Origin of the sequence: Manganibacter manganicus, assembly GCF_002075885.1 — a bacterium.
GTDB lineage: Bacteria > Pseudomonadota > Alphaproteobacteria > Rhizobiales > Rhizobiaceae > Mesorhizobium > Mesorhizobium manganicum.
Genome location: NZ_MDET01000008.1, coordinates 14,494 through 40,361, shown reverse-complemented (window position 1 = coordinate 40,361; position 25,868 = coordinate 14,494). Strand labels below are relative to the sequence as shown.

The following is a 25,868-nucleotide window of genomic DNA, read 5'->3' as shown; positions in this document are numbered from 1 at the left end:
TTCGGATTGACACAGGGAGGCTTCTGGGTAATGTCTTTTATCGTGAAAAAACAATTTGCCGTCAATGATTATTTCCAGACGGCATTCCGCCGTGCCATGTCTTGACCGGCCATGATTGCCACGGGAATTCGGGCTGGCAATGTCGAAAAGCAACAATGTCTACAAGGAGGCTTACAACCGCGCCCTGCGGCTGGTGGAAGAGACGCGCCGCCTGCCCTCGGAGCCGGAACTGGGCGCGCTGCTTGGCGTCAGCCGCACCACCGTGCGCGCCATACTCGCGCGCATGGAGGAAACCGGGCTGATTTTATGGAACAAGCGCGACAAGACGGTGCTGCGCGCGCCGCAGCACCGTGATTTCTTCCCTGACGAGGAAACCGACACGCTTTCGCAGATCATCGAACGCAATTTCATGCGCCGGCTTTTGGCCGGCGGCGCGGAAGCCGGCATGCAGATCAACGAACTGGAAATGGCGCGCGAGATCGGCGTCGGCACCACCAGCTTGCGCGAGTTCCTGATCCGCTTTTCCCGTTTCGGCCTGATCGAGAAGCGGCGCAATTCGCATTGGGTGCTGAAAGGCTTTACCCGCGCCTTCGCGCTGGAACTGACCGAAATCCGCGAAATGTTCGAACTGCGTTCGGCGGCGGCCTTCTGCCGCCTGCCGCCCGGCAATCCGGCGTGGGCCGAACTGGATGGGCTGGAGGTGGAGCATCGCGAACTGGAGGCCGCCATCGCCGAGCGGTTCACGGCGTTTTCCGAGCTCGACGAGCGCTTTCACCGGCTGGTGCATCGTGCCTCGCACAACCGCTTCATCGTCGATTTCTACGACGTCATCGCCATGATCTTCCACTACCACTACCAGTGGAACAAGGTCGGCGAACGCCAGCGCAACACCGTCGCGCTCAGCGAGCACCTGGCCTATATCGCGGCGCTGAAATCGCGCGATCCGGCAAGGGTCGAGGCCGCCTGCCGCAAGCATCTGGAATCGGCCCGCCAGACATTGCTCGCCTCGATCCCCGATTGCGGGCAGGCCGAAGCTGATAACAGCGCGAAATAAAGCCGCGTTGCCGCAGGGGCGATTTGCCGATTTCCGCAAAGCCCTGCCCGTGCTAATGAACCGGCATTATCTTGAGAGGCGGATTTGCGGGACCAGCGCGCAATATGGAAAATGGTGGCGGCATTTGCCGCAGCCTATTTCCTGTTGCTGCAATCCCTGCTCGGCGCCTTTGCCGCCGGCGCGGCATCGCAAGCCGCGCAGCTCGATGCATTCGGCAATGTCATCTGCACGCACGAAGGCGCCGCGCCCGGCCCGGCCGACACCAGCCGGCACACCATCCCGACCTGCTGCGCCTTCGGCTGCCTGATGGCCGCGCCGCTGCTGGCGCCTCCGGTGGACGCCGCAGCATTTGCACGCACGATCATCTTCGAGCCTGTCGCTTTCCGGTTCCCGGCATCGGCGCATCTTTCATTCGCGCGCCAACGCAGCCCGGTTAACCCGCGCGCGCCTCCGGCAGCGTGAATTTTCCTGCCGGCACGGAACCTGCCGCCGGCATGATCGTCCAATTCAGAAAAATCTTCGCGCTTTACCCGCGCGCTTCTCTTTCCATGGAGCAATCCCATGTCCCACATCCGTGCTGCGCTTTTTTCCGCTGCTATCGTCATCTGCGGTTCGCAAATCGCCTCGGCCCATGAATTCAAGACCGGCGATCTCGAGATCGATCATCCCTGGTCGCGGGCGGTGCCACAAGGCGCCAGCGTCGCCGGCGGCTATCTCACCATCACCAACACCGGCGCCAGCGCCGACCGGCTGGTTTCCATCTCATCCGGCATCTCAGGCAAGGCGGAGGTGCACGAAATGGCCGTCAAGGACGGCGTGATGACCATGCGGCCCGTCGAGGGCGGGCTTGAAATCCCGGCCGGCGGCACCGTCGCGCTCAAGCCCGGCGCCTATCATGTCATGTTCATGGACCTGAAACAGCACCCGAAAAAAGGTGAGGACTTCAAGGCGACGCTGACCTTCGAGAAGGCCGGCGCGGTGACGGTCGAATTCGCGGTGCAAGGCCTCGGCGAGACCGGCATGAAGATGGAACACGACCATGCGGAATAGGTTCATGCTCGCGGGCTTCAGGCCGCTGTTCGCCGCCGGGTTTCTTCTGGCCGGCGCGCCGGCGGCCTTCGCTCATGTCACGCTGGAGACCGGCGAGGCGGCCATCGGGTCGAGCTACAAGGCGGTGCTGCGCGTGCCGCATGGCTGCGAAGGCAAGGCGACCACGGCCATCCGCGTGAAAATGCCGGAAGGCTTCATCGCGGTGAAGCCGATGCCCAAGCCCGGCTGGAAGCTGGAAACGGTCAGGGGCAAATATGCCGCGCCATACCAACTCTGGGGCGAGACGGTTACTGAGGGCGTGCTGGAAGTGAAGTGGAGCGGCGGCGATCTGCCGGACGAATTCTATGACGAGTTCGTGATGCGCGGGCAGTTGTCGGCGGACCTTCCGGCCGGCGAAAAGCTCTACTTCCCGGTCGTGCAGGAATGCGGTGAGGCAGCCGAACGCTGGATCGAGATCCCGCAGGCCGGTGAAAGCGAGGATTCGCTCGAAAAGCCGGCGCCCGCGATCACGCTTCGGCGGAAAAAATAACGGCAGCGGCGGGCGAAGATGATGAGCGCATGTGAAAGCCGCAGCCGCGAAACCGGCGGCCTGCGATGGCTTGCCCGTCTTCTGGCGGTGGCGCTCGTCATCTGCGTCGCGCCCGCCGCAGCCTTCGCGCATGCCGCGCTGATCGCCACCGATCCGGCGGACGGCGCGGTGCTGGCGCAAAGCCCGGCTCGCTTTTCGCTGACGTTCAGCGAGCCGGTCTCGCCGCTGGTGCTGAACCTCGTGCGGCCGGACGGCACCGTGCTGCCGCTCACCGCCTTCCACCTCGACGACCACACTGTGGTGGTCGACAATCCCGCGCCGCTCGCAAGAGGTACGCATGTCCTGAGCTGGCGCGTGGTTTCCGCCGACGGCCATCCGGTCGCCGGCTCGATCCTGTTCTCACTCGGCGCACCGAGCGCCGCACCCGCCGCCACCGAGTCCGTGGACTGGAATCTCCGCGCCGCGATCTGGCTCGCCCGCGTCGCGCTTTATGCCGGGCTTTTTCTCGGCATTGGCGGCGCCTTCGCGCTGTCCTTTCTGGCTGGAGGCGGCCGGGATGGAAAGCGGTTCGTTGCCACGGCGCTGCTCGCCGGGCTTGCCGCCGCGCCGCTTTCGCTCGGCCTGCAAGGGCTCGACGCGCTTGGCGCGCCGCTGACGCATATCCTGACGCCGGCAATCTGGCGCGCCGCGCTCGAAACGACCTTCCGCTTCACGATATGGATTGCGTTGGCCGCATTACTGCTGGGTCTGCTGGCGCTGATGCTGCCGCGCGCCGGCAAAGTTCTTTCGCTCGCCGCCCTCCTCGGCACCGGCCTGGCGCTTGCCGCCAGCGGCCACGCCGGCGCCGCCGATCCGCAATGGCTGATGCGGTCGATGGTGTTCCTGCACGGCATCGGCATCGCCTTCTGGTGCGGCGCGCTGGCGCCGCTCGGCCTCGCCCTGAAACGCCGGGCGCCCGGCGCGACCGCTTTCCTGCGCCGCTTTTCCTTTTCTATCCTGCCTGTCGTCGCCATTCTCGTCATCGCCGGGGTCGTGCTGGCCATCGTGCAGGTCGGCACGCCATCCGCCTTGCTGACCACGGCCTATGGCAATCTCCTCTCGGCCAAGCTCGTGCTGCTGGCGGGGCTGTTTTCACTCGCCGCCCTCAATCGCTGGAAACTGACCGCGCCGGCCGAAGCGAGCCATGCCGGTTCCAGCCGAAACCTCGTCCGCTCCATCGGCGTCGAGATATTTCTGGTGCTGGCCGTCTTCGGGGTCGCCGCCGGCTGGCGCTTCACGCCGCCGCCGCGCGCGCTGGCGCTGGCGGCTGCCCAGCCCGCTGCCATCCACATCCACACGGCGAAGGCAATGGCCGATCTTTCGCTCGCCCCCGGCCACACCGGGCCGGTGACGGCCTCGATCATGCTGATGACAGGGGATTTCGGGCCGCTCGATGCCAAGGCGGTTACGCTCGTCCTGTCGAAGCCCGACAGCGGCATAGAGGCGATCAGGCGCGAGGCCCACAAGGCGGGCGACGGCACCTGGCGGGTGGACGGCCTCGTCGTTCCGCTCGCCGGCCGCTGGATGGTGCGGCTCGACATTCTCGTGTCGGATTTCGACATGGTGACGCTGAAGGACGCCATCGCCATTCGTCCATGAACGGCAAACCATAAGTCGGTTGCACGGATACGGTCGGCGAGTTGACGAACGCGGCGCAGGGGATCAAACATGCCCTCCGGAAACGATCCAAGCTTCGCAGGACAAAGAATGGAAAAAGCCGAAATCGGCCTGATCGGCCTTGGCACGATGGGCTCCAACCTCGCGCTCAACATCGCGGAAAAGGGTCACCGCATCGCGGTGTTCAACCGAACTGCGTCCAAGACCGACGCTTTCGTCGAAAATGCCGGCGCGCTGAAGGGCCGGATCGTTCCCTGCAAGAGCCTTGCCGAACTGGCCGACGCCATACGCCCGCCGCGCCCCGTCATCATCATGGTGCTGGCCGGCAAGCCGGTAGACGAGCAGATCGCGGCGCTGCGCGATGAACTATCCGCCAATGACATCATCATCGATGCCGGCAACGCCAATTTCCACGACACGGTGCGCCGCTTCACGGAACTGCAAGGCTCCGGCCTGACCTTCATCGGCATGGGCGTATCGGGCGGCGAGGAAGGCGCGCGGCACGGTCCCTCGATCATGGTCGGCGGCACACAGGAAAGCTGGACGCGCGTCGAAGACGTGCTCACCGCCATCTCGGCCAAGTACAAGGGCGAGCCTTGCGCCGCCTGGCTCGGGCCGGACGGCGCCGGCCATTTCGTCAAGACCATCCACAACGGCATCGAATATGCCGACATGCAGATGATCGCCGAAATCTACGGCATCCTTCGCGACGGGCTCGCCATGGCGCCGAAGGAAATCGCGCCGGTCTTTGCCGGCTGGAACGAGGGCCGGCTGAATTCCTATCTCATCGAGATCACGGCGAAAGTGCTGGAAGCCGACGACGCCGAAACCGGCAAGCCGGTGGTCGACATCATTCTCGACCGCGCCGGCCAGAAGGGCACCGGCAAATGGTCGGTGATCGAGGCGCAGCAACTCGGCATCCCTGCCACGGCCATCGAAGCGGCGGTGGCGGCGCGCGTGCTGTCTTCGTTCAAGGCCGAACGGCTTGCCGCCGAGAAAGCCTATGGCACGCTCGAAGTGGAGCGGATTTCGGGCGCGAAGGACGCGCTGCTGAAGGACCTCGAACTGGCGCTGTTCGCCGGCAAGATCGCCGCCTATGCACAGGGCTTTGCAGTGATGGAAGGCGCATCGAAGGAATTCGGCTGGAACCTGCCGATGCCGACCATCGCCAGGATCTGGCGGGCCGGCTGCATCATCCGCTCGCAATTCCTCGACACCATCGCGGAGGCCTTCGGCAAGAGCGGCGGCAAGGGCAATCTCCTGATGGCGCCGGCTTTCATCACGATGATGAAGGAAGCGCATCCGTCGCTGCGCCGCATCGTGGCGCGGGCGGCGGAAGCCGGCCTGCCGGTGCCGGCGCTTTCCTCCGCGCTTGCCTATTTCGACGCCTACCGGCAAGGGCGCGGAACCTCCAACATGATCCAGGCGCAGCGCGATTTCTTCGGCGCGCACGGCTTCGAACGCATCGATGCCGAGGGCGCGTTTCACGGACCATGGGGCATGGAACAGGGCTGAACCGCTTTCGGAAGGCGGCATCCGAAACGTCGATCGAGGAAACGGCATGACCTATGTTGCGGCGGAAAACCGCTACGAAAAAATGATCTACAACCGTTGCGGCAATTCCGGGCTGAAGCTGCCGGCAATCTCGCTCGGCCTGTGGCATAATTTCGGCCATGACAAGCCGCATCGCAGCAAGCAGGCGATCGTGCGCAAGGCCTTCGACCTCGGCATCACCCATTTTGACCTCGCCAATAATTATGGCCCGCCGCCCGGTTCGGCCGAGGAAGCCTTCGGCGAGTTGCTGCGCACCGACCTTGCCGGCCATCGCGACGAACTGATCGTCTCCTCCAAGGCCGGTTATCATATGTGGGACGGGCCTTACGGCGAATGGGGCAGCCGCAAATACATCCTCGCCAGCCTCGACCAGAGCCTCAGACGCATGGGGCTCGATTATGTCGATATCTTCTATTCGCACCGTTTCGACCCCGATACGCCGCTGGAAGAGACCTGCGCGGCGCTCGACCATGCCGTGCGCTGCGGCAAGGCGCTCTATGTCGGCATCTCGTCCTATAATGCGCAGCGCACGCGCGAGGCCGCCGCCATATTGCAGCAACTGGGCACCCCCTGCCTGATCCACCAGCCAAGCTATTCCATGCTCAACCGCTGGGTCGAGGACGACGGCCTGCTCGACGCGCTGGAGGGGCTCGGCATCGGGTCGATCGCCTTCACGCCGCTGGCGCAGGGCATGCTCACCGACAAATATCTGAAGGGCATTCCCGAGGACAGCCGCGCCGCGGCAGGCAAATCCCTGCGCCAGTCATTTCTCAGCGAAGAGGCGCTTGCCAATATAAGCGCGCTCGACGCCATTGCCCGCCGCCGCGGCCAGAGCCTTGCCCAGATGGCGCTGGCCTGGGTGATGCGCAAGGGCCGCATCACCTCGGCGCTGATCGGCGCCAGCCGTCCGGAACAAGTGGAAGACTGCGTCGGCGCGCTGGACCATCTCGACTTCAGCGACGAGGAACTCGCCGAGATCGATCGCTATGCGAAGGACGGCAACATCAATCTGTGGGCCGCTTCAGCGGAACGCGCCGGGCCTTCACGCAATTAGAGCGCCGTGCGTTCAATTGAACGCACAAAGGACGCTCTAACACTTTGATGGAGCATCGGAACAACCCGAAAACCGGATCCCACTTTTCGGTCCGATGCTCTAGGGCCGGTGGCAAAAATGCCCGTGCATGGTTATGTATAGGGCAAAAGCCGTGACGGCTCGGCCGTTGGACGATCGGAACCGGAATCATGACCGCAAGGCAATCACTCACCAAGAACCAGGCCTGCGTGCTGGAAAAGCTGGAGGCTGCGGGCGGTCCGCTCAGCGCCTATACGCTACTCGACCAGCTTCGCGAACGCGGCTTTCGCGCACCGCTTCAGGTCTATCGCGCGCTCGACGCGCTGGTGAAGGAAGGGCTGGTGCATCGGCTGGAAAGCCTCAACGCCTTTGTCGCCTGCGCCGAACCGCACGACCATGACCACGGTCACTCCATGACCGCCTTCGCCATTTGCGACAAATGCGGCCAGGTGAGCGAATATTGCGATCCGGCCATAGGCGGCCAGCTTGACGGATGGATGCGCTCCACCGGCTTTGCCGCCAAGAAGGCGGTGATCGAGTTTCGCGGCACCTGCGCGAAATGCCTGGCCGAAGCGGCGTAGCGCCGAAAGCCAATCCATCCCCGATCAAAAGAAAAGCGGCGCACCCTTACCGGATGCGCCGCTTTTTTTGATGTTCAGCCGTTCACCGCCGGCCTGGCGGAGTCGGAAAAATCGAGGCGCTCCTCGCGCTCACCCTCGCGCAACCATGTCGGCAGGCCGATGCGGTCAAGCACCGCCAGGAACGGACGCGGCGGCAGGTCCTCGACATTGGCCATCGTCCCGACGTCCCATTCGCCGCCAGCGATCAGCATGGCGGCCGCCACCGCCGGCACGCCTGCCGTGTAGGATATGCCCTGCGAGCCGACTTCGTCATAAGCCTGCTTGTGGTCGGCGACGTTGTAGATCAGCACCTCGCGCGGCTTGCCGTCCTTCACGCCCTTGACCAGATCGCCGATGCAGGTCTTGCCGGTGTAATCGGGCGCCAGCGAAGCGGGGTCAGGCAGCACCGCCTTGACCACCTTCAGCGGCACGACCTCCAGCCCTTCCGCCGTCCTGACCGGATGCTCGGAGAGCAGGCCGAGATTCTTCAAAACGGTGAAGACATTGATGTAATGGTCGCCGAAGCCCATCCAGAAGCGGACATTGGGGATGCCAAGCCGCTGCGAGATGGAATGCACCTCGTCATGGCCGGTGAGATAGCTCTGGCTTTTGCCGACCACCGGCAGGTCCCAGTCCTTGCGCACCTCGAACATCTTGTTCTCGGTCCATTTGCTGTCCTGCCACGACCAGACGCGGCCGGTGAATTCGCGGAAATTGATCTCCGGATCGAAATTGGTGGCGAAATAGCGGCCATGGCTGCCGGCGTTGATATCGATGATGTCGATCTCGTCCACGCGGTCGAAATAATCGTCGACGGCAAGCTTCGCATAAGCGTTGACCACGCCCGGATCGAAGCCGGCGCCGAGAATGGCGGTGACGCCGGCCTTCTCGCATTCGGCGCGCCGCTTCCATTCGTAATTGGCATACCATGGCGGCGTCTCGCACACCTTGGCGGGGTCTTCGTGGATGGCGGTGTCGATATAGGCCGCACCCGTCTCGATGCAGGCCGACATGACCGCCATGTTGAGGAAGGGCGAGCCGACATTGATGACGATCTGCGCGCCGGTCTTTTCGATCAGCGCCTTCGTCGCCGCCACGTCCAGCGCGTCGAGTTGGTGCGCCTCGACCGTGCCCGGCACTTTCAGGCTGTTCTTCTCCCGGACGGATTGCGCCATCGCCTGACACTTCGCAAGGGTGCGCGAGGCGATATGGATATCGCCGAGCACATCGTTGTTCTGCGCGCATTTATGCGCCACGACCTGCGCCACGCCACCGGCGCCGATAATGAGCACGTTCTTCTTCATTCCGGGGGATGTTTCCTTATCGGTTGGAGTTGATGGACATACCTTCTCTAAGACAGGCTCGCCTCGTAATCCGCATAAGTAAACTCGCGGACGACCCTGATCGATCCATCGATTTCACGAATGGCGATTGCCGGCATCTTCACGCCGTTGAACCAGTTCTTTTTGACCATTGTATAACCGGCCGCGTCCTGGATGGAGATACGGTCGCCGACCTTCAGTTCAGCGGGAAAGTCGAACTCGCCGAACACATCACCGGCAAGGCAGGATTTGCCGCACACCATGAAGCGGTGCGGGCCTTCGTTCGGCGCGATCCTGGCGCTCTCGCGGTAGATCAGCAGGTCGAGCATATGCGCCTCGATGGAGGCATCGACGATGGCCAGATGCTTGCCGTTGAACAGCGTGTCGAGCACGCTGACCTCCAGCGTCGTGCTTCTGGTGATCGAAGCCTCGCCCGGCTCCAGATAGACCTGAACGCCGAAGCGATCGGAAAACGCCTTGAGGCGGGCGCAAAAATCATCGAGCGGATAATCGTCGCCGGTGAAATGGATTCCACCGCCGAGACTCACCCAGTCGGCGCGCTTCAACAGAGCGCCGAACTTGTCCTCGATCTGCGAAAGCATGCGGTCGAACAGCGAAAAATCCGAATTCTCGCAATTGTTGTGGATCATGAAGCCGCTGATGCGGTCCATGACTTTTTCGACGCGCGCCGCATCCCATTCGCCCAGCCGGCTGAACGGCCGGGCCGGGTCGGCAAGATCGAAGGTCGAGGAGGAAACGCCGGGATTGAGCCTGAGGCCGCGCGCAATGCCGCCTGCCCTGTCCTGGAAGCGTTCAAGCTGGCCGATGGAGTTGAAGATGATCTTGTCGGCATGCGAGACGACCTCATCGATCTCGTCATCACCATAGGCCACCGAATAGGCATGCGTCTCGCCGCCGAATTTCTCGCGGCCAAGCCGCACCTCGTACAGCGACGACGATGTGGTGCCGTCCATGTAATCGCGCATGAAATCGAAGACCGACCATGTGGCGAAGCATTTCAGTGCCAGCAAGGCCCTGGCGCCTGATTTCTCACGCACCATGGCGATCTTTTCCATGTTGCGAAGAAGCTTCGCCTTGTCGATGAGGTAATAGGGCGTGGGGAGCGTGGACATGCTGCCAATACCGTGCGGTCGTGAGATATGAGGCTGATGCGCGAGGCGCGATTATGTGACGAGGGTGCTGTCTTGCCGCCGCGCCGGTCCCGATCGGGTGACGCGGGTTGCCCGCGGCTAAGCTTGCGGTTCGGCGACGTGCGGCCTGGAACAACGCGGTTCCAGCCGCCTGAGGGCGTATTCCTTCATCATGGCGCGGCACCCTACAGGGCACGCCGCGCAAGTCAAGGATGGCGGGAGATGCTAGGGTCAGGACTCATTAATATGATCGAAATGGCGCCGGAAACGGCAAAGAGATGCAAGGAGAGACTCGAAGAGCGGGGTTGTTCCCCCGGTCGAGCGGTTCGACGCAGCAGATCACAGCCGTTTTGGCGTCCACAGGATGTGGTCCATCTGCCCGGCTACATTGTCGCGAAGGGCTTGAAAACCGAACGGTTTCCTGCGCCTCCGCTCCGCCTATCCGAACAGATGGCCTCACACCATTTCGACCAGATTAATGGGTCCTGACCCTAGGGTCAGGACCCATTAATCTGGCGGCTACTCGACCGAACCCACGAGCACCTGCTGGTCGTCGCGGATGGAAACCCAGCGGCCGGTATTGGTCATCGCTTGCCGCTTGAGATAGCGATAGTCGGTTTCATCCCATAACCGAACCTTGTCGGTAAGATTGTCGAGGATGAAGTCCCCCTTGCTGGTGCGCACGGTGAGCACGGCATGGCCTTCGCCATCGGGCTTGCGCACAACGGTAACCAGCAGATCGGCCAGCGACAGGCCGAACCTGTTCAGCCGGCGCCGCTTTTCCAGCACATAGTCCTCGCAATCGCCGACGCCCTTGTCGGGATAGGCCCAGACCTCGTCCTTGCCGTAGATTTCCATGTCGCTCAACGGCTTGACGGCGGCATTGACGGCGGCATTGACGGAAACGAGCTGCTTCCACAGCGCGGTCGTCATCGGCGCCGGTGCAAGGTTTTTCGGCCGAATCGAGCATTCACCGGGATGGTTCTTGCAGAATTCGTAGTGACCGATCGGCTGCGAGGTAAGGCCGCCGGTCGCCATGCTGGCGGCTGCCGCCGCCGGACCGGCCACCGAGCCAAGGGCCGCGCCGGCCATGAGAACGGTACTAAAACGCAAAAACAACGCCACTGGTGAGGAAACCATTGTCCCCGCTCGCCCCTGTTTGTTAACGAAACGTTAAAGGCGATTTACACTCCGTGTCAATTACGGCTTAGGGCGATCCGCCAACGTGGTTACCAGCTACCACGCAACAGCGGCACTTGTGCAACAGGTGCTGCTCAGCGGGAGCCATTGACGCGCCGAGGCGCAACGGCGGCGACAGGGCCGCCGCGATGAGCTGCGATGAAATCGACGATGCGCGGCACGATCCGGGAACGGAATCGCGAGCCGTTGAAAACACCGTAATGGCCAACCGAGGGCTGCATGTAATGCGCCTTCATATCGGCCGGGATGCCGGTGCACAGATCCTGCGCGGCCCTGGTCTGGCCAAGGCCGGAAATGTCGTCGTTCTCGCCTTCCACGGTCAACAGCGCAACATTGCGGATCGCCGCCGGATCGACCGGCGTGCCGCGATGCGTCATCTCACCCCTGGGCAGAGCGTGGCGCACGAAAACCGTCTCGACGGTCTGGAGATAGAACTCCGCAGTCATATCCATCACCGCCAGATATTCGTCGTAGAAATCGCGGTGCTTCTCGGCGCTGTCGCCATCCTCCTTCACCAGATACATGAAGAAGTCCTTATGGGCGATGATGTGCCGGTCGAGATTCATGCTCATGAAACCGGAAAGCTGCAGGAAGCCGGGATAGACCTCACGCCCGAAACCCGGCGCCGGCCAGGGCGCCGGCATGATAACGTTTTCGCGGAACCATTCGGTTCCTTTTTCCTCGGCAAGCACATTCACCGCCGTCGGATTGCGCCGCGTGTCGATCGGTCCGCCCATCAGCGTCATGGTGGCTGGAAGGACCGGGTCGCCGCGCGTCTCCATCAGCGCAACCGCGGCCAGTACCGGAACCGAGGGCTGGCAGACCGCCATGACATGCGTATCCGGCCCGAGTTCGTGCAGCATTTCGATGACATAGTCGATATAGTCGTCGAGATCGAAACGGCCTTTGGACACCGGCACCATGCGGGCATCCACCCAGTCGGTGATATGCACGTCGGCATGCGGCAGCATCGCCTCCACGGTGCCGCGCAGCAGCGTGGCATAGTGGCCGGACAGCGGCGCCACGATCAGCAGCTTCGGATCGGGACGGCGGCCTTTCGGCAGGTCGCGTTCGAAATGCAGCAGCTTGCAGAATGGCCGCTCCCACACGGTTTTTTCTTGCACCGCGACCGGTTTTCCATCCACCACCGCGCCGTCGAGGCCGAAACGCGGTTTGCCGTAACGGCGCGTGGTGCGCTCGAACAGTTCTGCCGCCGCGGCCACCGAACGGCCGAAGGGGGTATGCGAAACCGGATTGAACGGGTTGGAATAAAGCATGCGCATCGCATCCGCATAGGCGCGGACAGGCTGCAATGCGGCATGGTTCATTTCGTAAAGCTGGTAGAACATCAAGGCTCTCTCGCTGCTGTCGATACGGCCGTTAAGGGACGACGAAGCGGCGCCGAGCCTTCAATTTCCTGCCTGGAAGTTAACAAGAAATTGCTGCGGTGCAATAGATCGGGGCGATCTGAACCCCCTGATACTTTGGTCCAAGCCGATGAAAGACGGCTGGAATGGCTGAATTTGATGCAGGTGCGAAGGAACACCGTGGAGGCGTTCCACGTATTCGTTACAGCCGCGCCATGCAGATCGCCGTATGTCCCGACTTGACGAATCCCAACCGCCGCGCCGCCGCGCGTGAAAGATCGAGCACGCGCCCTTTCACGAAAGGCCCACGATCGTTGATGCGCACGACGACGCTCCTGCCGTTATTGCGGTTGGTGACCTTGATGCGCGTGCCGAAGGGAAGCGTGCGATGGGCGGCTGTCATCGCCGCGGGGTTCATGCGCTCGCCGGAGGCTGTGCGCGAATGCAGGGCGTACCAGGACGCGCCGCCGCAACGAACCATGGCGGAAGAGGGGGAAAGACCGGCGACAAGGCCGACAGCGACGGTTGCCGCGACAAAGGCGACCCGGCTCGATTTCTTCATGCGTGTGAAATGCTCCGTTAGTGGTTGAGCACCGCCTAGGAAGGAAAAAGGGCCGCAAACGGGCCAAATCGCCATGGTTCCATCGCGGTCGGACACTTTTGGAGTCGGCGGGAAACAGTTTGTCAGGCCAAGGCAGGCATAAAGCGCACACAATCAGCGCGAGCGACGCCGGTCGACGATCAGTTCGACAAGGCCGGACGCCTCGGCGGGCGGGCTGAACAGGCGACGCATCGGGCCATCCAGCAGCGCCGCGGCGCTGGAAATCAGCACGGCGAGCGCGGCCAGAACCGGCAGCAGCAGGGCCTGCGGAACAAGGTTCGCCGCGCCGGCGCCGATCAGCAGCATGACCGCCAGCCCATGCAGAAGGTAGATCGAGAGCGACCGCTTGCCGAGCCACTCCAGCGGCACGGAGGCGGCCGGGATAAGGGCGCAGAACCCAAGCAGCGCGGCGAGGCTGAGCGCCAGCACCAGCAGACGCGCCAGAGCCGGATAGTCTTCCGATGGCGGGGCGCTGGCGAAGTCATGGCTGCCGGTCAGCATGGAGCCGTCCAGCCCGTGCCACCACCACAGTGTCACCGCCAGCATGGTGACCGCGAAGAGAAGGAAAAAAGCCGGGCGATGCCGCCTTGCCAGCGCCACCAGCGGCAGGCCGTAAAGATGGCCCAGCACGAAAAAGGGCAGGAAATAGATGGTGCGCGACGCGCTCAGCGCGTAGCCGACGCCATCGTCATAACCGACGAGGACGGCGCCGCCGAGCGCCACGGCGAGGCCGATCGGCGAGGCGAAAAGCGGCAGCAGGATGCGCCAGCCGATCAGGCTGGCGATGAACCACAGAAGCCAATAGGGCGTGAAGGGCGAATAACTCTGCCACGCGGTCAGCCTGCCCGTCGCGATATAGATGCACTGGAAGACGACGAGCGGGAAAAACAGCGTCCAGACGATCTTCTGGTAGTCGCGGCTCTTCAGCACCTCGCGGGCGAAGATACCCGAAAGAAACACGAAAAGCGGCATGTGGAAGCTGTAAATATCGACATAAAGCGTTTGCAGCAGCGGCGATTGTCCGGACGGTCTCTCGATGAGATGGCCGAAGACAACAAGCAATATGCCCGCTCCCTTCAACGCATCGATATGGCCGTTGCGGCTGTCGTAAGCTGTCTTCATTCTCACGTCACTGCATGCACTGTCTTTCCCGCCTGTGGGCAAAGGTAGTGCATGAACGTGGGAAGCCTAGCCGCTCCCGGCCGCGGGTTCGCCGCCAGGACATCACGGCGAGAGCCGCAACCCCAGGCACATCAAGCTGTTGCGCGCCGCAGGCATTGCAAACGCGTGTGTGGATCAAAAAGGATGAAAGACCGGGCCGAAAACGTGATCCTGGTGCCGTCAGTAGGCTTCGCGGCGCGCCGCCACGACCAGCATGGCGAGCAGGATCGCCGCCGATGCGGCAATCGCCAGGACCAGGATCGTTTCGATGAAACCGATGCCGACGCCGGCGGCCACGAATGCCAGCAGCGCCAGTATAACGGCGATCAGGGTTTTCGAACGTCCATGAACCATTGCCATCTCGCGCTCCATTCTTGCTGCCAAACGTCGCCCGTGGATAGCCCACCTGACGAAGACGCGCCAGCAATGGCAGCGAGTGCTAAAGTCGCACCCCAAGGTGTCATGGCCTTGCCGCTTATGGTTAGCCATCGCCGCGTTGCCCGCCAGTGTCGTCGATCGCTTCCAAAAGTATCCAGAATGCCAGAAGCGGCGTGTCCAGGGAACGCATGGCGTGCCGGATACCAGGCTCATTGTAGAACGAACCGCCGATCCCGGGGGAGAACCACGGGCTGTCACCATGTTGAAATTCTCCCTGCGACAGAACGAGATAGGTTTCCTCGGGCGCATGGTGGTGGTCGGGATAACGGACATTGGGCGCCAGCAATGAAACGCCGATCCAGACATCCTTTCTGTCTTCAAGTCCATGCGGGCCGACAATCATTGCATTGGCGTGGCCGTCGGCGAAATTGTCGCTGGCCGTGCCGTCATATTTCGGCCGGTTCGTCCATGTCAGCGACGGTTCAATCGCCTCGAAACGGCCGACAAGCGCCTTAAGATCAGGATGCGCCGCCGCTGTGGCCAGAGCGCCTTCCAAAAACGAACACACCGGCAATCGGGATCCGACGCCGCTTTGCTGCCGGACAGGCTTTTTCAACGCGGCGAATATCTGCGCGATGGAGCGCCGCGACCGGGCATCCTGCGCAAAATGATCGAATGACTCAAAAGCTGCATCGACGAACGCTTGCAGTGCGTCGCTTCTATCCGCCATCATCGTGCTCCGGCCGAGAAAACGGCAGGTAAGCAGCCCAAGCCGGGACCGGCAAGGGGCAATTGCTCCTGTATCACAGTCGAGCGGCCTGAAACCCTTGAATATCAAGGAATCAATGACTTATAAGGGGATGGTGCCCAGAAGAGGACTCGAACCTCCACTCCTTGCGGAACACGGACCTGAACCGTGCGCGTCTACCAATTCCGCCATCTGGGCTGGTGGGCGCTGATGTAAGCGGCCAAGCGATTGGTGTCAACGCGCATTTTTGAAATGCGCGCCATGATTTGCCTCCTGCCGCTGCGGGCGGGCGGCCGGCTGAAGATCAATCGGCGAGAATGTCCTTGGACGCCACCGTCGAATCGGCATTGAGGCGGTAGATCACCGGCACGCCGGTGCCGAGTTCCAGCCCGGTCACCTCCTCGCCGCTGAGCCCGTCCAGCGCCATGATGAGCGCGCGCAGCGAATTGCCGTGCGCGGCCACCAGAACGGTGCCGCCGGCAAGCACATGCGGTTGCAAGGTATGCAGATAGTAGGGCCAGACCCGCGCGCCGGTGTCCTTCAGGCTTTCGCCGTTCGGCGGCGGCACGTCATAGGAACGGCGCCATATATGCACCTGTTCCTCGCCCCATTTCAGCCGGGCGTCATTCTTGTTGAGCCCCGAAAGGTCGCCATAGTCGCGCTCGTTCAGCGCCCGATCGCGGATCGTCTCGAGATCGCTCTGGCCGACGCAATCGAGGATATGCTGGCAGGTCTTTTGCGCCCGTTGCAGCACGGAGGTGAAAGCGATGTCGAATTTCAGCCCGCGCGCCTTGAGCTTCTCACCCGCCGCCTTCGCCTCGGCATGGCCCTTCTCCGTCAGGTCCGGGTCGCGCCAGCCGGTGAACAGGTTCTTCAAATTCCATTCGCTCTGGCCATGGCGCACAAGCACGAGGGTTCGCGACATTTCTTTCTCCTTCGAAAATTCATCCGGCGGAACACCGGAACCGTTGCGCGATTCAGTTAAGGCCGAGCACGTCGCGCATCGAATAAAGGCCGGGCTTTTTACCATGCGCCCACAGCGCCGCCTTGACGGCGCCACGCGCGAAAATGGCGCGATCCTCGGCCTGGTGGCCAAGGGTGATGCGTTCGCCGGTGCCGGCCAGAACCACGGAATGTTCGCCGACCACCGAACCGCCGCGCAGCGCGGCAAAGCCGATGGCGCCTTCCGGGCGCGGGCCGGTCTGGCCGTCACGCGCCCGCACTTCATTGTCGGCCAATGCGATACCACGGCCCTTCGCCGCCGCCTCGCCCAGCAGAAGTGCCGTGCCCGAAGGCGCATCGACCTTGTGGCGGTGATGCATTTCGAGGATTTCGATATCGAAATCCCGCGCTTCCAACGCCCGCGCCGCCTGCTCCACCAGAACAGCCAGCAAATTGACGCCAAGGCTCATATTGCCGGATTTGACGATTGTCGCATGGCGCGCGGCGGCGGCGATCTTCGCGTCGTCCTCAGCCGTGCAGCCGGTGGTGCCGATGACATGAACAATGCGCGCCTGCGCGGCATAGCCGGCAAACTCGACCGTCGCAGCCGGCCGGGTGAAATCCAGCACGCCATCGGCCCTGGCGAATACAGGCAGCGGATCGTCGCCGATTTCAACGCCGATCGGGCCGATGCCGGCCAGTTCGCCGGCGTCCCTGCCAAGAGCGGGCGAGCCCGGCCGCTCGACCGCGCCGGCAATGCGCGCGCCGGGCATGTCATGCACCGCGCGGATCAGCGCCTGCCCCATGCGGCCGCCGGCGCCGACGACGACCAGCCCCATATCGCTTTGCCCCATATCGTCCCGATCGTCGCTCATGCGCGCCTCCTGCCGATCTTATCCGCTTCGGCCGGGACCGCTCCATCGGCGATGTGACTGTCATCGACGAGGCCCAGCCCCTTGCCGTCGTGTACACGATGGAAGCGGGCATAGACGCTGTCCGGATCGGCGGTCAGAGAGGCGTGGGTACCCTCCTCCACCAGCCTTCCCTCTTCCAGCACCACGATATGATCGGCATTGACGACCGTGGAAAGCCGGTGCGCGATGACGATGGTGGTGCGGCCCTGCGAAACTTCGCCCAGCGCCTGCTGGACACGCGCCTCGGATTCATTGTCGAGCGCCGACGTCGCCTCATCCAGCAGCAGGATCGGCGCCTGCCGCACGATGGCGCGCGCAATCGAGACACGCTGGCGCTGGCCGCCCGAAAGCGTGGCGCCGTTCTCGCCAATGGGCGTGTCGTAGCCGCGCGGCTGCTGGCGGATGAAACCGTCGGCCTGCGCCAGGAGCGCCGCCTGCTCGATCTCCGCGTCGCTCGCCGTCAGCCGGCCATAGCGGATATTGTCACGGATCGTACCCTCGAACAGGTAAGGCTGCTGCGAGACATAGGCGATGGACCCGCGCAGCGAGGCCTTGGTCATGCCGGCAATGTCCTGGCCGTCGATCTCGATCACACCGCTGTCGGTATCGTAGAAGCGCTGCAAAAGAGCCACCAGCGTCGTCTTGCCGGCGCCCGAAGCGCCGACGATGGCAGTGGTCTTGCCGGCCTTCGCCACGAAGCTCAGGCCGCGCAACACGGGCGAACCGTCTTCATAGGAGAAGGAGACATCGCGGAAGCGGATTTCACCATCGCCGATTGCGGCGCTGGCCGCGCCGGCCCGGTCGCGCTGCTGCGGCTCCGTGTCGAGCAGTTCGTAGATCATGCGGGCATTGACCAGCGCGCGCTCGACATTGACCTGTGTGCGGGCCAGCCGCCGCGCCGGATCGTAGGCCAGAAGCAGGGCGGTGATGAAGGCCATGACATCGCCCGGCGGGTGCTGGTAGACCGCCGCCTGATAGGACGCGTAGGCGATGACGCCGGCCACGGCGAGACCGGCCAGTATTTCCGACACCGGCGTCAGCCGTTCGGAGACGCGCGCGATCTTGTTGTAGCGCGACTCGGCATGGTCGATCATCTGGCCGAGACGCTGCGACAATTGCTCTTCGAGAGTAAACGCCTTGACCACGGCGATGCCCTGGACGGCCTCCTGCATGGTGCCGATCAGGTGCGAATTGATCTCGACCGATTCGCGCGTCACACGCCGCACCCGTCGCATGATGTAGTTCACCGCCCAGATCAGCGGCGGGCCGATCAAAAGCACGCTTACCGCCAGCAAGGGTTGCTGCCAGACCATCACGCCGATCAGGCCGATCAGCGTGACCAGGTCGCCGATGACGGATTTCATGGTCATGCCGAGCAGATCGCGAATGCCGGCGACATTCTCGTTGATGCGCGCGGCGAGCCGGCCCGAGCGTGTCTCGTTGAAGAATGTCATGCCGAGTTTCATCAGGTGCTCGAAGACGCGCCGCTGATAGGTCGCGACGACGGCATTGCCGATCCTGGCCAATGTGACGGCCTGCCCGTAGGTGGCAAAGCCGCGCACCAGAAAGATCGCGATGACGGCGCCGCAGATATAGGGCGCACGGTCGTAGCGCTGCTCGACGAAGATGTCATCGATCAGCGGCTTCATGATCCAGGCGGCAAGGCCGGTGGTGATCGCGACGGCCACCAGGCAAAAGCCCGCCAGAACGTAATACTTGACGAAATTCCGGCCGTTTTCGCGCAATATGCGCCGCACCACGGCGAATACTTCGCCCGGTTCCGGCCTTGCCGCTTTAGGGGCCGTGCCGGGGGCCTTATGTTGGCTGGAGGTCAAATTCTGATCCGTCGTTCATGATGCCGGCGCCCCCGAATGGCGCGCTGCATCCTCTTATCGCCATTGGCGGTGCTTGCCTATGACTTCGAAGTCACGCGCTTCTTTCGATTTCAGGTTTGCCAGCGGCGACCGTCCGTTTCGACGCCGAACAGCGAGGGCGTGCGCGCATAGGCCGCGAGGCCCTCAAGCGCCGCCAGTGGATGCGTGATGACATAGACCGGCATGGCGCGCAACAATTCCCCATGCGGGGCCTTGTCCTCGAAGGCGGCACGGAAATTGTCCTTCCTCAGCGCCGGAAGGATTTTCTGCGCTATGCCGCCGGTCAGGAAGACGCCGCCTCGGCTCATGAACACCATGGCAAGGTCGCCCGCGGTGCGGCCAAGGCAGGTGGCGAAGGTTTCCAGCGCCTCGGCGGCCATCGCATCGCCGCCGTCCAGCGCGGCGGCGGTGATTTCGGCCGGCTGCGAAAGAAGCGCGGCCTTGCCGTCGGCAATGGCGATGGCGCGATAGACATTGACGAGGCCGCGGCCGGACAGGATCTGCTCGCCCGAAACGCGCCCTTCCAGCGGTTCGATATGCGGAAACACCTGGTAGTCGCGCGGTGTGCGCGGGCCAATGTCCATATGACCGCCCTCGCCCGGAACCGGCACCCACCCGCCGAAAGCATGGACCAGGCCGGCAACGCCAAGCCCAGTGCCCGGCCCCAGAACGACACGCCCGGCATTGGGCTCCGGCGCATCGCCGCCGATCTTTTCCATGTGTTCTTCGCCGAGCGCCACCACGGCCAGCGCCTGCGCCTCGAAATCGTTGAGCACGACAATGTCGCTGAGGCCAAGACTGGAAAACATCGCCTTCGGCCGCACCACCCAGGGGCAGTTGGTGAGCCTGATCTCGTCGCTCTCGACCGGTCCGGCCACCGCCAGCACAGCCGATTTCGGCCGGACCGGTGAACGCTCCAGCACGGCCACGCGGATTGCCTCGTCGATGGTGGCGAAATCCGCCGTCTTGACGATCTGCGGCTCGCCGGCAGCGGCCTGATCGTCATGCACCAGGCTGAAGCGCGCATTGGTGCCGCCAATGTCGCCGATCAGCACCGGAAAGGGCAGCGCCTTGGTGTCGGCTTGCATGGCTGGCATGGTGATCCTGTGTGCTGGTGTCGCGCCGCGTCTGCGGCCCCGTCAAGCCTATAGCCAAAGCCGGTGCGATGCGGAAGAGGCGCGGCCTCAGGGACGGGGAAGCGGCAAGGGTATGTCCACCTTCGGCGTCGGCACGAAGGCGCTGGCGGTATCGGGCATGGCCGGCATGGCGGCAGCCGGTGCTTCAGGCGCGCCGGACGCGGCGACTGCCGTTCCCTTTGCCCAATAGGTCACGGCATCGGCCGAGAGCGGCGCAGGCTCGCCAAGCACAACCTGGCAGGCCTTGGGCAGGTCCGCCATGGTCATGACATCGCGCGCCTTCGGCTTTTGCGGCCCCTTGGCCGGACGCCACGGCTCGTCGGTGAACCACCAGGCAAGTTGCTCGCCGCAGCCATCCGCCGTGCCGGTGCCGCGTTGCGGCTTGCAGCCGGTCGAGCCGGGCGGGCAGGAAATACGGATGTGAAAATGCGAATCATGCCCCCAAAGGGGCCTGATCTTGTTCAGCCAGGCGCGATCGCCGCTCACCGTATCGCACAGTTTCTTCTTGATGCCCGGATTGACGAAAATACGCTCGACCTCAGGGTAGCTCGCCGCCTGCCTGAGCAGGCGCGCATAGACGGGCGCCCATTTGCGCTCATCGACCAGATGCGTGCCCGGCCGGATCAGCGACACCGCGCCGACCGTGTCGCGCTGGGCGAGCGAATAACGCCGCGCCGGCATTGGCGTGAACCAGATATCGGCATCAAGGCCGATCTGGTGCGAGGCATGGCCGGTCAGCATCGGGCCGCCGCGCGGCTGGGCGATGTCGCCGACCAGAAGCCCGCGCCAGCCCTCGGCCGCCGCATCGCGCGAAAATTTCTCCAGCAGGCCGATCAGTTCCGGATGGCCCCAGCGGCGGTTGCGCGAGGGGCGCATCACCTGCCAGGTAGGCCCGTCCAGCGGCAGGGCCACGCCGCCGGCAAAGCAGCCCTTGGAATAAAAACCGAACGATTGCGGCGCGGCCAGCGCCGGCAGCACCTTGGCGCCGAACAGGTTCTTGGCCTTCTCGGCCGCCGTCGCGGACGATAGCATGAACCCGCAGACGGCCAGCGCCGCTGCAAGCCCAAGGGCGAAGCGAGCGGAAATGCCGAACATGGATCGCGTGGTGATTTTCATGGCTATCTCGCAATTGCGCCCGCTCAAGCTTGCGGCGCTATCGTTAACCGAAGCTTAACGCAAAACCCGCTTCGAGCGGATCGCACACGGTCAATGCAGCTTACTGGGGTCGCTTGATGGCGTCGGGCGGCACGCTGGTTCGCCAATCGCCCTCCTCCCACATCTGGTCGAGGGCGGCGCGGTAATCGGCGAAACGGAGCAGATAGCCCGCCGCCTTGAGAGCGGCGTTGGAAACGCGCTTGTTCTCGCCATAGAAGGAGCGCGCCATCGGCGAAAGCGTCGCCGTGTCGAAGGCGATTTCCTGCGGAGGCTCGACGCCCATCAGGCCTGCGGCATAGGCGACCACGTTCTGCGGCGGGGCAGGTTCGTCGTCGGTGACGTTGAAGATGCCGCCCATGCGCGCCTGCGCCAGATGCCACAGCGCGCCGGCAATGTCGGCGACGTGGATGCGGTTGAACACCTGGCCGGGCTTGACCAGCCGCCTGGCCGTGCCGTTTTCCAGATTGACGAAGGCATTGCGGCCCGGCCCGTAAATGCCGGAAAGCCGGAGCACGGCGACAGGAATTCTGGCCGCAGTGCCTGCGTCCAGCCATCGCCGCTCGGCCTGCGCCCGCAGCCAGGACCGGTTCGACACCGGCCGGCATTCGGCCCGCTCGTCCACCCAGTTGCCGCCATGATCGCCATAGACACCGACCGTCGACAGGTAGCCGATCCAGCGCAGCTTCGGCAGCACACCCGCCGCGCGAAAGGCATTCAAGGCGGCGTCACCGGCCGCGTCAGGCGCGATCGAGACGACCAGATGCGTGGCTTGCGCTAGTTCGGCCAGAAGCTCGGCGCTCGCCTTGCCGTCGAACAGAAGCGGGTGAATGCCCGCCTGCCGCAGCGCGTCGAATTTTTCGGGCGCGCGTGTGGTCCCGGCAATGCGGGTATCGGTGGTGTTCATTCGCGCAAAGGCCTGCACCGAATAACCTGCCCCGAAGATGAAGAATTTCGCCGTCACCCTGCGCCCCCCGGATGTCGAGCCAATGCCTGCCGCCATTCTGAGCGCACGGTCTCCTCCCCTTCCCCGACAAGGGCATCCCTGGCTTTCCGCGTGAAATCGCCGTTTGCCGCCAGCCGTGAAAACGCCCAGACGGCGGCCCCGCGCACCAGCGGCGAGAGATCGTTTAAGAGTGCGGCGACCTGCGGAACCAATGCGGCATCGTTTGAATTGCCGGCGGCAATCAGCACGTTACGAATGAAGCGGTCGCGGCCGATGCGCTTGACCGGCGAACCGGAAAAGAAGGCGCGAAAGCCCGCATCGTCGAGCACAAGCAGACCGGCCAGCGGCGGCTCGTGCAGTTCCGGCCGGGCAACCAGCTTCAGTTCCGAGGCGGCGCGGGCGAACTTGTTCCACGGGCAGGCCGCCAGGCAATCGTCGCAGCCATAGATATGATTGCCGATCGCCTCGCGGAATTCATGCGGGATCGGTCCCTTGTTCTCGATGGTGAGATAGGAAATGCAGCGCCGCGCATCTAGCTGATAGGGTGCCGGAAAGGCGTTTGTCGGGCAGGCGTCCAGACAGGCCCGGCAGGAGCCGCAATGGTCTTTTTCCAGCGCGTCCGGCGCCAGTTCCGCCGTGGTGAAGATGCTGCCGAGGAACAGCCAGGAGCCGTGCGCGCGGCTGACCAGATTGGTGTGCTTGCCCTGCCAGCCGACACCCGCCGCTTCCGCCAGCGGCTTTTCCATCACCGGCGCGGTATCGACGAAGACCTTCACATCGCCGCCGGCGCGCGCCACGATCTTGCCGGCGATCTCCTTCAGCCGGCCTTTCATCACGTCATGATAATCGCGGTTCTGCGCGTAGACCGAAATCGCGCCACGGTCGCGGCGCTCAAGCACGGCGCGCGGATCGTGGTCCGGCCCGTAATTCATCGCCAGCACGATGATCGAGCGCACGTCGGGCCAAAGCGTCGTCGGATCGGCGCGGCGCGCCAGCGTTTCCTCCATCCACGCCATCGAGCCATGGAAACCGGCGGCGACGAAATCGACCAGGCGCGCCGGCGCCAGCGGGATCGCATCCGGCCGTGTGACGGCGACCACGTCGAAGCCGGCGCGCGCGGCTTCAACGTCGATCAGCGCGCGCAGCTTGGCGGCGGGATCCGCCTTCTCAGAAATCGAGATCCGCATAATGCGATACCGGCGACAGGCCGCGCACCCGGTCGGTCAGCAGCGGCCGGAAGGAAGGCCGCGACTTGACGCGCGTGTACCATTCGCGCGCGGCGGCATGTTCGCGCCAATCGATCTCGCCGAGATAGTCGAGCACCGAGAAGGCGGCGGCGGCGGCGAGATCGGCATAGGTCAGGCGCGGGCCGGCCAGCCAGTGCCGCGTGCCGGCCAGCCAGTTGGTGTATTTCATATGCTGGCGGATATTGGCGCGGGCCGCGCGGATGGCGCCCGAATCGGGCGAGCCGCCGCCGTCTTCAGCCGGCATGACAGGCTTCAGCACCCGCTCGCGCACCAGATGGCGTGTTACCTCGCCATCGGTCTTGGTAAGATACCAGTCGATCAGGCGGCGGATTTCGGCGCGCTCCATCGGGCCTTCGGCAAACAGCCGCCGCTCCCGCTTCAAGACACCACGCGTTTCGTCGAGATATTCGGCAATCACCGTGGCGCCGACGAGCGGCGTGTCGCCTTCGGCCAGCAAAACGGGCAATGTGCCGGCCGCGTTGAGCGTCAGAAACTCCTTTCTGCGCGCCCACGGCTTCTCTTCGATCAGCGCCAAGTCCTCGCCATATTCGCCAAAGACAAGACGGACGAATCGGCAGGCGGCAAACATGGGATGATGGAAAAGGGTGAGCATGGTCCTGCACTATCGAATGCGCTCTGACGAATCGCAACATGCGCCCATCAATCCTGGCGCGTCTCCGTGAACCGTCGCGATGCAGCGACCTATAGGGTCAGTTGTGCGCGCTGACAAGCACGCCCTTGGGCCAGCCGCAGGGCGCCTTGAGCGCGACCCGTTCGGCGCCGCCTTTAAAAACTCTTAGCATAAGTTGGTTACAAGCCGGACCGGCGGGCTGCATGGCGCCGGAATAGGGGACTTTCGTGGACATTCATACGTTGATCGAGGCCTTGCTGCTCGGCATGCTGGAAGGCCTGACCGAGTTCCTTCCGGTTTCATCGACCGGCCATATCCTGCTGGCAGGGCATTTTCTCGGCTTCAATTCCACCGGCAAGGTGTTCGAGGTGCTGATCCAGCTTGGCGCCATACTCGCCATCCTCAGCCTCTATGCCGGCCGCTTCAAGGCCTTCATCACTCGGCCGGAAGCACCGAAGCTGATCGGCGAAGCCATTGTCGGCGTGCTGGCCTCCATCGTGTGGATCGGCGGGTGCGCCGTCGAGCTTGTGGCAGCGACGGTGAAACGCCGCCGCGTCAACCTGTTCGTGCCGCCGCAACTGCCCGCCGACCCGTCCGTGCGGCTGATGGTGGGCATCATCGTCGCCTTCCTGCCGGCGGCGGTCATCGGCGCGCTGGCGCACGACTTCATCAAGACGGTGCTGTTCGAATCGCCACGGCTGATCTGCATCATGCTGATCATCGGCGGCGTGATCCTTTTGTGGGTAGACCGGCTCGACCTGAAACCCAAACATCACGACGCCACCGCCTTTCCGCTGCCGCTTTGCCTGAAGATCGGCCTGTTCCAGTGCCTGGCGATGATTCCCGGCACGTCGCGCTCCGGCGCCACCATCGTCGGCGCGCTGCTGATGGGCGTGGACAAAAGGGCGGCGGCTGAATTCTCGTTCTTCCTCGCCATCCCGACCATGCTTGGCGCATTCACGCTCGATCTGATCAAGAACCGCGACCTGCTTACGGCTACCGATATTCCGATCATCGCGCTCGGCTTCCTGGCCGCCTTCATCACCGCGTTGATCGTCGTGCGCAGCCTGCTCGGCTACGTCTCGCGCCACGGTTATGCGCTGTTCGGCTGGTGGCGCCTCATTATCGGCATCGTCGGCCTCGCGGCACTTTTTGTCTGGGGCTAAAAAATGACGAAGGACGACCTTTCCGGCATCTACAAAGCCTACATAGCCTGCCTGAACAGGCAGGACTGGCCGAGTCTGGGGCGGTTCGTCGACGACGACGTTCAATATAACGGCAAACCTGTCGGACTATCCGGCTATCGCGAGATGTTGGAGGGCGATTTCCAAGCGATTCCCGATCTGTATTTCGAGATCGATCTGCTGGTTTCAGACCCCCCTCATGTCGCGAGCCGCCTGCGCTTCGACTGCACGCCGAAGGGGATCCTATTTGGCCTTCCCGTGAATGGAAAGAGGGTCTCGTTTACCGAGAACGTATTCTACGCGTTCCGAGGCGAACGGATCGAAACGGTATGGTCGCTCATAGACAAGGCCGCCATCGAAGCCCAGCTATAAAGGACTT

The 25,868-nt window shown here is 63.5% G+C and carries 26 protein-coding genes and 1 tRNA gene; 10 read left to right on the top strand and 17 right to left on the bottom strand.

Features of this window, described 5'->3' with window-relative positions; genetic code table 11:
- Nucleotides 1–139: 139 nt before the first annotated feature.
- From BFN67_RS06705 to BFN67_RS06670, 8 genes are all read left to right on the top strand, one after another.
- Complete coding sequence (locus tag BFN67_RS06705; protein ID WP_080918861.1) at nt 140–1,054, top strand: GntR family transcriptional regulator; 915 nt, start codon at nt 140–142, stop codon at nt 1,052–1,054.
- A 111-nt stretch (nt 1,055–1,165) separates the two neighbouring features.
- Nucleotides 1,166–1,516: a DUF2946 family protein gene (locus BFN67_RS06700; RefSeq protein ID WP_080918860.1), complete on the top strand. Its 351-nt coding sequence runs from the start codon at nt 1,166–1,168 to the stop codon at nt 1,514–1,516.
- A gap of 99 nt (nt 1,517–1,615) precedes the next feature.
- A complete protein-coding gene (locus tag BFN67_RS06695) occupies nt 1,616–2,104 on the top strand; it encodes a copper chaperone PCu(A)C (protein WP_080918859.1) in 489 nt (162 codons plus the stop codon).
- The gene (locus BFN67_RS06690) at nt 2,094–2,633 is read left to right on the top strand and encodes a YcnI family copper-binding membrane protein (protein ID WP_425349752.1); all 540 of its coding nucleotides are present in this window, start codon (nt 2,094–2,096) and stop codon (nt 2,631–2,633) included. The genes BFN67_RS06695 and BFN67_RS06690 overlap by 11 nt, the downstream gene beginning before the upstream one ends.
- 18 nt (nt 2,634–2,651) lie before the next feature.
- Nucleotides 2,652–4,271 carry a copper resistance CopC/CopD family protein gene (locus tag BFN67_RS06685; protein WP_080918857.1) on the top strand — a complete coding sequence of 540 codons (1,620 nt, stop codon included), beginning with the start codon at nt 2,652–2,654 and terminating at the stop codon, nt 4,269–4,271.
- Between the two features lie 108 nt (nt 4,272–4,379).
- Complete coding sequence (gndA, locus tag BFN67_RS06680) at nt 4,380–5,804, top strand: NADP-dependent phosphogluconate dehydrogenase (RefSeq protein WP_080918856.1); 1,425 nt, start codon at nt 4,380–4,382, stop codon at nt 5,802–5,804.
- 46 nt (nt 5,805–5,850) lie between these two features.
- Nucleotides 5,851–6,897, top strand: a complete 1,047-nt coding sequence (gene mgrA, locus BFN67_RS06675) for an L-glyceraldehyde 3-phosphate reductase (RefSeq protein ID WP_080918937.1) — start codon at nt 5,851–5,853, stop codon at nt 6,895–6,897.
- 188 nt (nt 6,898–7,085) lie between these two features.
- On the top strand, nt 7,086–7,496 hold the full coding sequence (locus BFN67_RS06670) for a Fur family transcriptional regulator (RefSeq protein ID WP_080918855.1): 411 nt from the start codon (nt 7,086–7,088) through the stop codon (nt 7,494–7,496).
- Nucleotides 7,497–7,570: 74 nt separating this feature from the next.
- Here BFN67_RS06670 and BFN67_RS06665 read toward each other — a convergent pair whose 3' ends face one another.
- The 17 genes from BFN67_RS06665 to BFN67_RS06585 all read right to left on the bottom strand — a co-directional run bounded on the left by BFN67_RS06665 (nt 7,571) and on the right by BFN67_RS06585 (nt 24,287).
- Nucleotides 7,571–8,839 (bottom strand): saccharopine dehydrogenase family protein, encoded by a 1,269-nt coding sequence (locus BFN67_RS06665; RefSeq protein WP_080918854.1) that lies wholly within the window; start codon nt 8,837–8,839, stop codon nt 7,571–7,573.
- Between the two features lie 47 nt (nt 8,840–8,886).
- Nucleotides 8,887–9,990, bottom strand: a complete 1,104-nt coding sequence (nspC, locus tag BFN67_RS06660; protein WP_080918853.1) for a carboxynorspermidine decarboxylase — start codon at nt 9,988–9,990, stop codon at nt 8,887–8,889.
- 537 nt (nt 9,991–10,527) lie between these two features.
- Nucleotides 10,528–11,148 carry a transglutaminase-like cysteine peptidase gene (locus BFN67_RS06655; protein WP_080918852.1) on the bottom strand — a complete coding sequence of 207 codons (621 nt, stop codon included), beginning with the start codon at nt 11,146–11,148 and terminating at the stop codon, nt 10,528–10,530.
- Between the two features lie 134 nt (nt 11,149–11,282).
- Nucleotides 11,283–12,557, bottom strand: a complete 1,275-nt coding sequence (locus BFN67_RS06650; RefSeq protein ID WP_080918851.1) for a polyhydroxyalkanoate depolymerase — start codon at nt 12,555–12,557, stop codon at nt 11,283–11,285.
- A 220-nt stretch (nt 12,558–12,777) separates the two neighbouring features.
- Nucleotides 12,778–13,137, bottom strand: a complete 360-nt coding sequence (locus tag BFN67_RS06645; RefSeq protein ID WP_080918850.1) for a septal ring lytic transglycosylase RlpA family protein — start codon at nt 13,135–13,137, stop codon at nt 12,778–12,780.
- Nucleotides 13,138–13,290: 153 nt separating this feature from the next.
- The gene (locus BFN67_RS06640; RefSeq protein WP_080918849.1) at nt 13,291–14,298 is read right to left on the bottom strand and encodes an acyltransferase family protein; all 1,008 of its coding nucleotides are present in this window, start codon (nt 14,296–14,298) and stop codon (nt 13,291–13,293) included.
- A 219-nt stretch (nt 14,299–14,517) separates the two neighbouring features.
- Complete coding sequence (locus BFN67_RS06635) at nt 14,518–14,697, bottom strand: hypothetical protein (RefSeq protein ID WP_139789058.1); 180 nt, start codon at nt 14,695–14,697, stop codon at nt 14,518–14,520.
- A 121-nt stretch (nt 14,698–14,818) separates the two neighbouring features.
- Complete coding sequence (locus BFN67_RS06630) at nt 14,819–15,445, bottom strand: dimethylsulfoniopropionate lyase (protein WP_080918936.1); 627 nt, start codon at nt 15,443–15,445, stop codon at nt 14,819–14,821.
- A gap of 131 nt (nt 15,446–15,576) precedes the next feature.
- Nucleotides 15,577–15,661 (bottom strand) — tRNA-Leu (locus BFN67_RS06625).
- Nucleotides 15,662–15,767: 106 nt separating this feature from the next.
- Nucleotides 15,768–16,388 (bottom strand): 2,3-bisphosphoglycerate-dependent phosphoglycerate mutase, encoded by a 621-nt coding sequence (locus BFN67_RS06620; protein ID WP_080918847.1) that lies wholly within the window; start codon nt 16,386–16,388, stop codon nt 15,768–15,770.
- Between the two features lie 52 nt (nt 16,389–16,440).
- The gene (gene dapB / locus BFN67_RS06615) at nt 16,441–17,259 is read right to left on the bottom strand and encodes a 4-hydroxy-tetrahydrodipicolinate reductase (protein ID WP_139789066.1); all 819 of its coding nucleotides are present in this window, start codon (nt 17,257–17,259) and stop codon (nt 16,441–16,443) included.
- Between the two features lie 17 nt (nt 17,260–17,276).
- Nucleotides 17,277–19,154: an ABC transporter ATP-binding protein gene (locus BFN67_RS06610; protein ID WP_080918845.1), complete on the bottom strand. Its 1,878-nt coding sequence runs from the start codon at nt 19,152–19,154 to the stop codon at nt 17,277–17,279.
- 110 nt (nt 19,155–19,264) lie between these two features.
- Entirely contained in the window at nt 19,265–20,290 is a 1,026-nt protein-coding gene (locus BFN67_RS06605) for a glucokinase (protein ID WP_080918844.1), read from the bottom strand.
- 87 nt (nt 20,291–20,377) lie between these two features.
- The gene (mepA, locus tag BFN67_RS06600; RefSeq protein ID WP_080918843.1) at nt 20,378–21,445 is read right to left on the bottom strand and encodes a penicillin-insensitive murein endopeptidase; all 1,068 of its coding nucleotides are present in this window, start codon (nt 21,443–21,445) and stop codon (nt 20,378–20,380) included.
- Between the two features lie 100 nt (nt 21,446–21,545).
- Nucleotides 21,546–22,484: an SDR family oxidoreductase gene (locus tag BFN67_RS06595; RefSeq protein ID WP_080918842.1), complete on the bottom strand. Its 939-nt coding sequence runs from the start codon at nt 22,482–22,484 to the stop codon at nt 21,546–21,548.
- Entirely contained in the window at nt 22,442–23,614 is a 1,173-nt protein-coding gene (gene queG, locus BFN67_RS06590) for a tRNA epoxyqueuosine(34) reductase QueG (protein WP_080918841.1), read from the bottom strand. Before queG ends, BFN67_RS06595 begins: the two co-directional genes overlap by 43 nt.
- Nucleotides 23,595–24,287, bottom strand: a complete 693-nt coding sequence (locus BFN67_RS06585) for a glutathione S-transferase family protein (RefSeq protein WP_080918840.1) — start codon at nt 24,285–24,287, stop codon at nt 23,595–23,597. Before BFN67_RS06585 ends, queG begins: the two co-directional genes overlap by 20 nt.
- A gap of 245 nt (nt 24,288–24,532) precedes the next feature.
- On the opposite strand from BFN67_RS06585, the gene BFN67_RS06580 reads away from it, so the two are divergent.
- Nucleotides 24,533–25,471, top strand: a complete 939-nt coding sequence (locus BFN67_RS06580) for an undecaprenyl-diphosphate phosphatase (protein ID WP_139789057.1) — start codon at nt 24,533–24,535, stop codon at nt 25,469–25,471.
- A gap of 3 nt (nt 25,472–25,474) precedes the next feature.
- On the top strand, nt 25,475–25,861 hold the full coding sequence (locus BFN67_RS06575; RefSeq protein WP_080918839.1) for an ester cyclase: 387 nt from the start codon (nt 25,475–25,477) through the stop codon (nt 25,859–25,861).
- Nucleotides 25,862–25,868: the final 7 nt, after the last annotated feature.

Excerpts from the sequence above, each read along its gene's own strand:
- BFN67_RS06705 (WP_080918861.1), top strand. The coding sequence starts at position 140 with ATGTCGAAAAGCAACAATGTCTACAAGGAGGCTTACAACCGCGCCCTG.
- BFN67_RS06700 (WP_080918860.1), top strand. The coding sequence starts at position 1,166 with ATGGTGGCGGCATTTGCCGCAGCCTATTTCCTGTTGCTGCAATCCCTG.
- BFN67_RS06695 (WP_080918859.1), top strand. The coding sequence starts at position 1,616 with ATGTCCCACATCCGTGCTGCGCTTTTTTCCGCTGCTATCGTCATCTGC.
- BFN67_RS06690 (WP_425349752.1), top strand. The coding sequence starts at position 2,094 with ATGCGGAATAGGTTCATGCTCGCGGGCTTCAGGCCGCTGTTCGCCGCC.
- BFN67_RS06685 (WP_080918857.1), top strand. The coding sequence starts at position 2,652 with ATGATGAGCGCATGTGAAAGCCGCAGCCGCGAAACCGGCGGCCTGCGA.
- gndA (WP_080918856.1), top strand. The coding sequence starts at position 4,380 with ATGGAAAAAGCCGAAATCGGCCTGATCGGCCTTGGCACGATGGGCTCC.
- mgrA (WP_080918937.1), top strand. The coding sequence starts at position 5,851 with ATGACCTATGTTGCGGCGGAAAACCGCTACGAAAAAATGATCTACAAC.
- BFN67_RS06670 (WP_080918855.1), top strand. The coding sequence starts at position 7,086 with ATGACCGCAAGGCAATCACTCACCAAGAACCAGGCCTGCGTGCTGGAA.
- BFN67_RS06665 (WP_080918854.1), bottom strand. The coding sequence starts at position 8,839 with ATGAAGAAGAACGTGCTCATTATCGGCGCCGGTGGCGTGGCGCAGGTC.
- nspC (WP_080918853.1), bottom strand. The coding sequence starts at position 9,990 with ATGTCCACGCTCCCCACGCCCTATTACCTCATCGACAAGGCGAAGCTT.
- BFN67_RS06655 (WP_080918852.1), bottom strand. The coding sequence starts at position 11,148 with ATGGTTTCCTCACCAGTGGCGTTGTTTTTGCGTTTTAGTACCGTTCTC.
- BFN67_RS06650 (WP_080918851.1), bottom strand. The coding sequence starts at position 12,557 with ATGTTCTACCAGCTTTACGAAATGAACCATGCCGCATTGCAGCCTGTC.
- BFN67_RS06645 (WP_080918850.1), bottom strand. The coding sequence starts at position 13,137 with ATGAAGAAATCGAGCCGGGTCGCCTTTGTCGCGGCAACCGTCGCTGTC.
- BFN67_RS06640 (WP_080918849.1), bottom strand. The coding sequence starts at position 14,298 with ATGAAGACAGCTTACGACAGCCGCAACGGCCATATCGATGCGTTGAAG.
- BFN67_RS06635 (WP_139789058.1), bottom strand. The coding sequence starts at position 14,697 with ATGGCAATGGTTCATGGACGTTCGAAAACCCTGATCGCCGTTATACTG.
- BFN67_RS06630 (WP_080918936.1), bottom strand. The coding sequence starts at position 15,445 with ATGGCGGATAGAAGCGACGCACTGCAAGCGTTCGTCGATGCAGCTTTT.
- BFN67_RS06620 (WP_080918847.1), bottom strand. The coding sequence starts at position 16,388 with ATGTCGCGAACCCTCGTGCTTGTGCGCCATGGCCAGAGCGAATGGAAT.
- dapB (WP_139789066.1), bottom strand. The coding sequence starts at position 17,259 with ATGGGGCAAAGCGATATGGGGCTGGTCGTCGTCGGCGCCGGCGGCCGC.
- BFN67_RS06605 (WP_080918844.1), bottom strand. The coding sequence starts at position 20,290 with ATGCCAGCCATGCAAGCCGACACCAAGGCGCTGCCCTTTCCGGTGCTG.
- mepA (WP_080918843.1), bottom strand. The coding sequence starts at position 21,445 with ATGAAAATCACCACGCGATCCATGTTCGGCATTTCCGCTCGCTTCGCC.
- BFN67_RS06595 (WP_080918842.1), bottom strand. The coding sequence starts at position 22,484 with ATGGCGGCAGGCATTGGCTCGACATCCGGGGGGCGCAGGGTGACGGCG.
- queG (WP_080918841.1), bottom strand. The coding sequence starts at position 23,614 with ATGCGGATCTCGATTTCTGAGAAGGCGGATCCCGCCGCCAAGCTGCGC.
- BFN67_RS06585 (WP_080918840.1), bottom strand. The coding sequence starts at position 24,287 with ATGCTCACCCTTTTCCATCATCCCATGTTTGCCGCCTGCCGATTCGTC.
- BFN67_RS06575 (WP_080918839.1), top strand. The coding sequence starts at position 25,475 with ATGACGAAGGACGACCTTTCCGGCATCTACAAAGCCTACATAGCCTGC.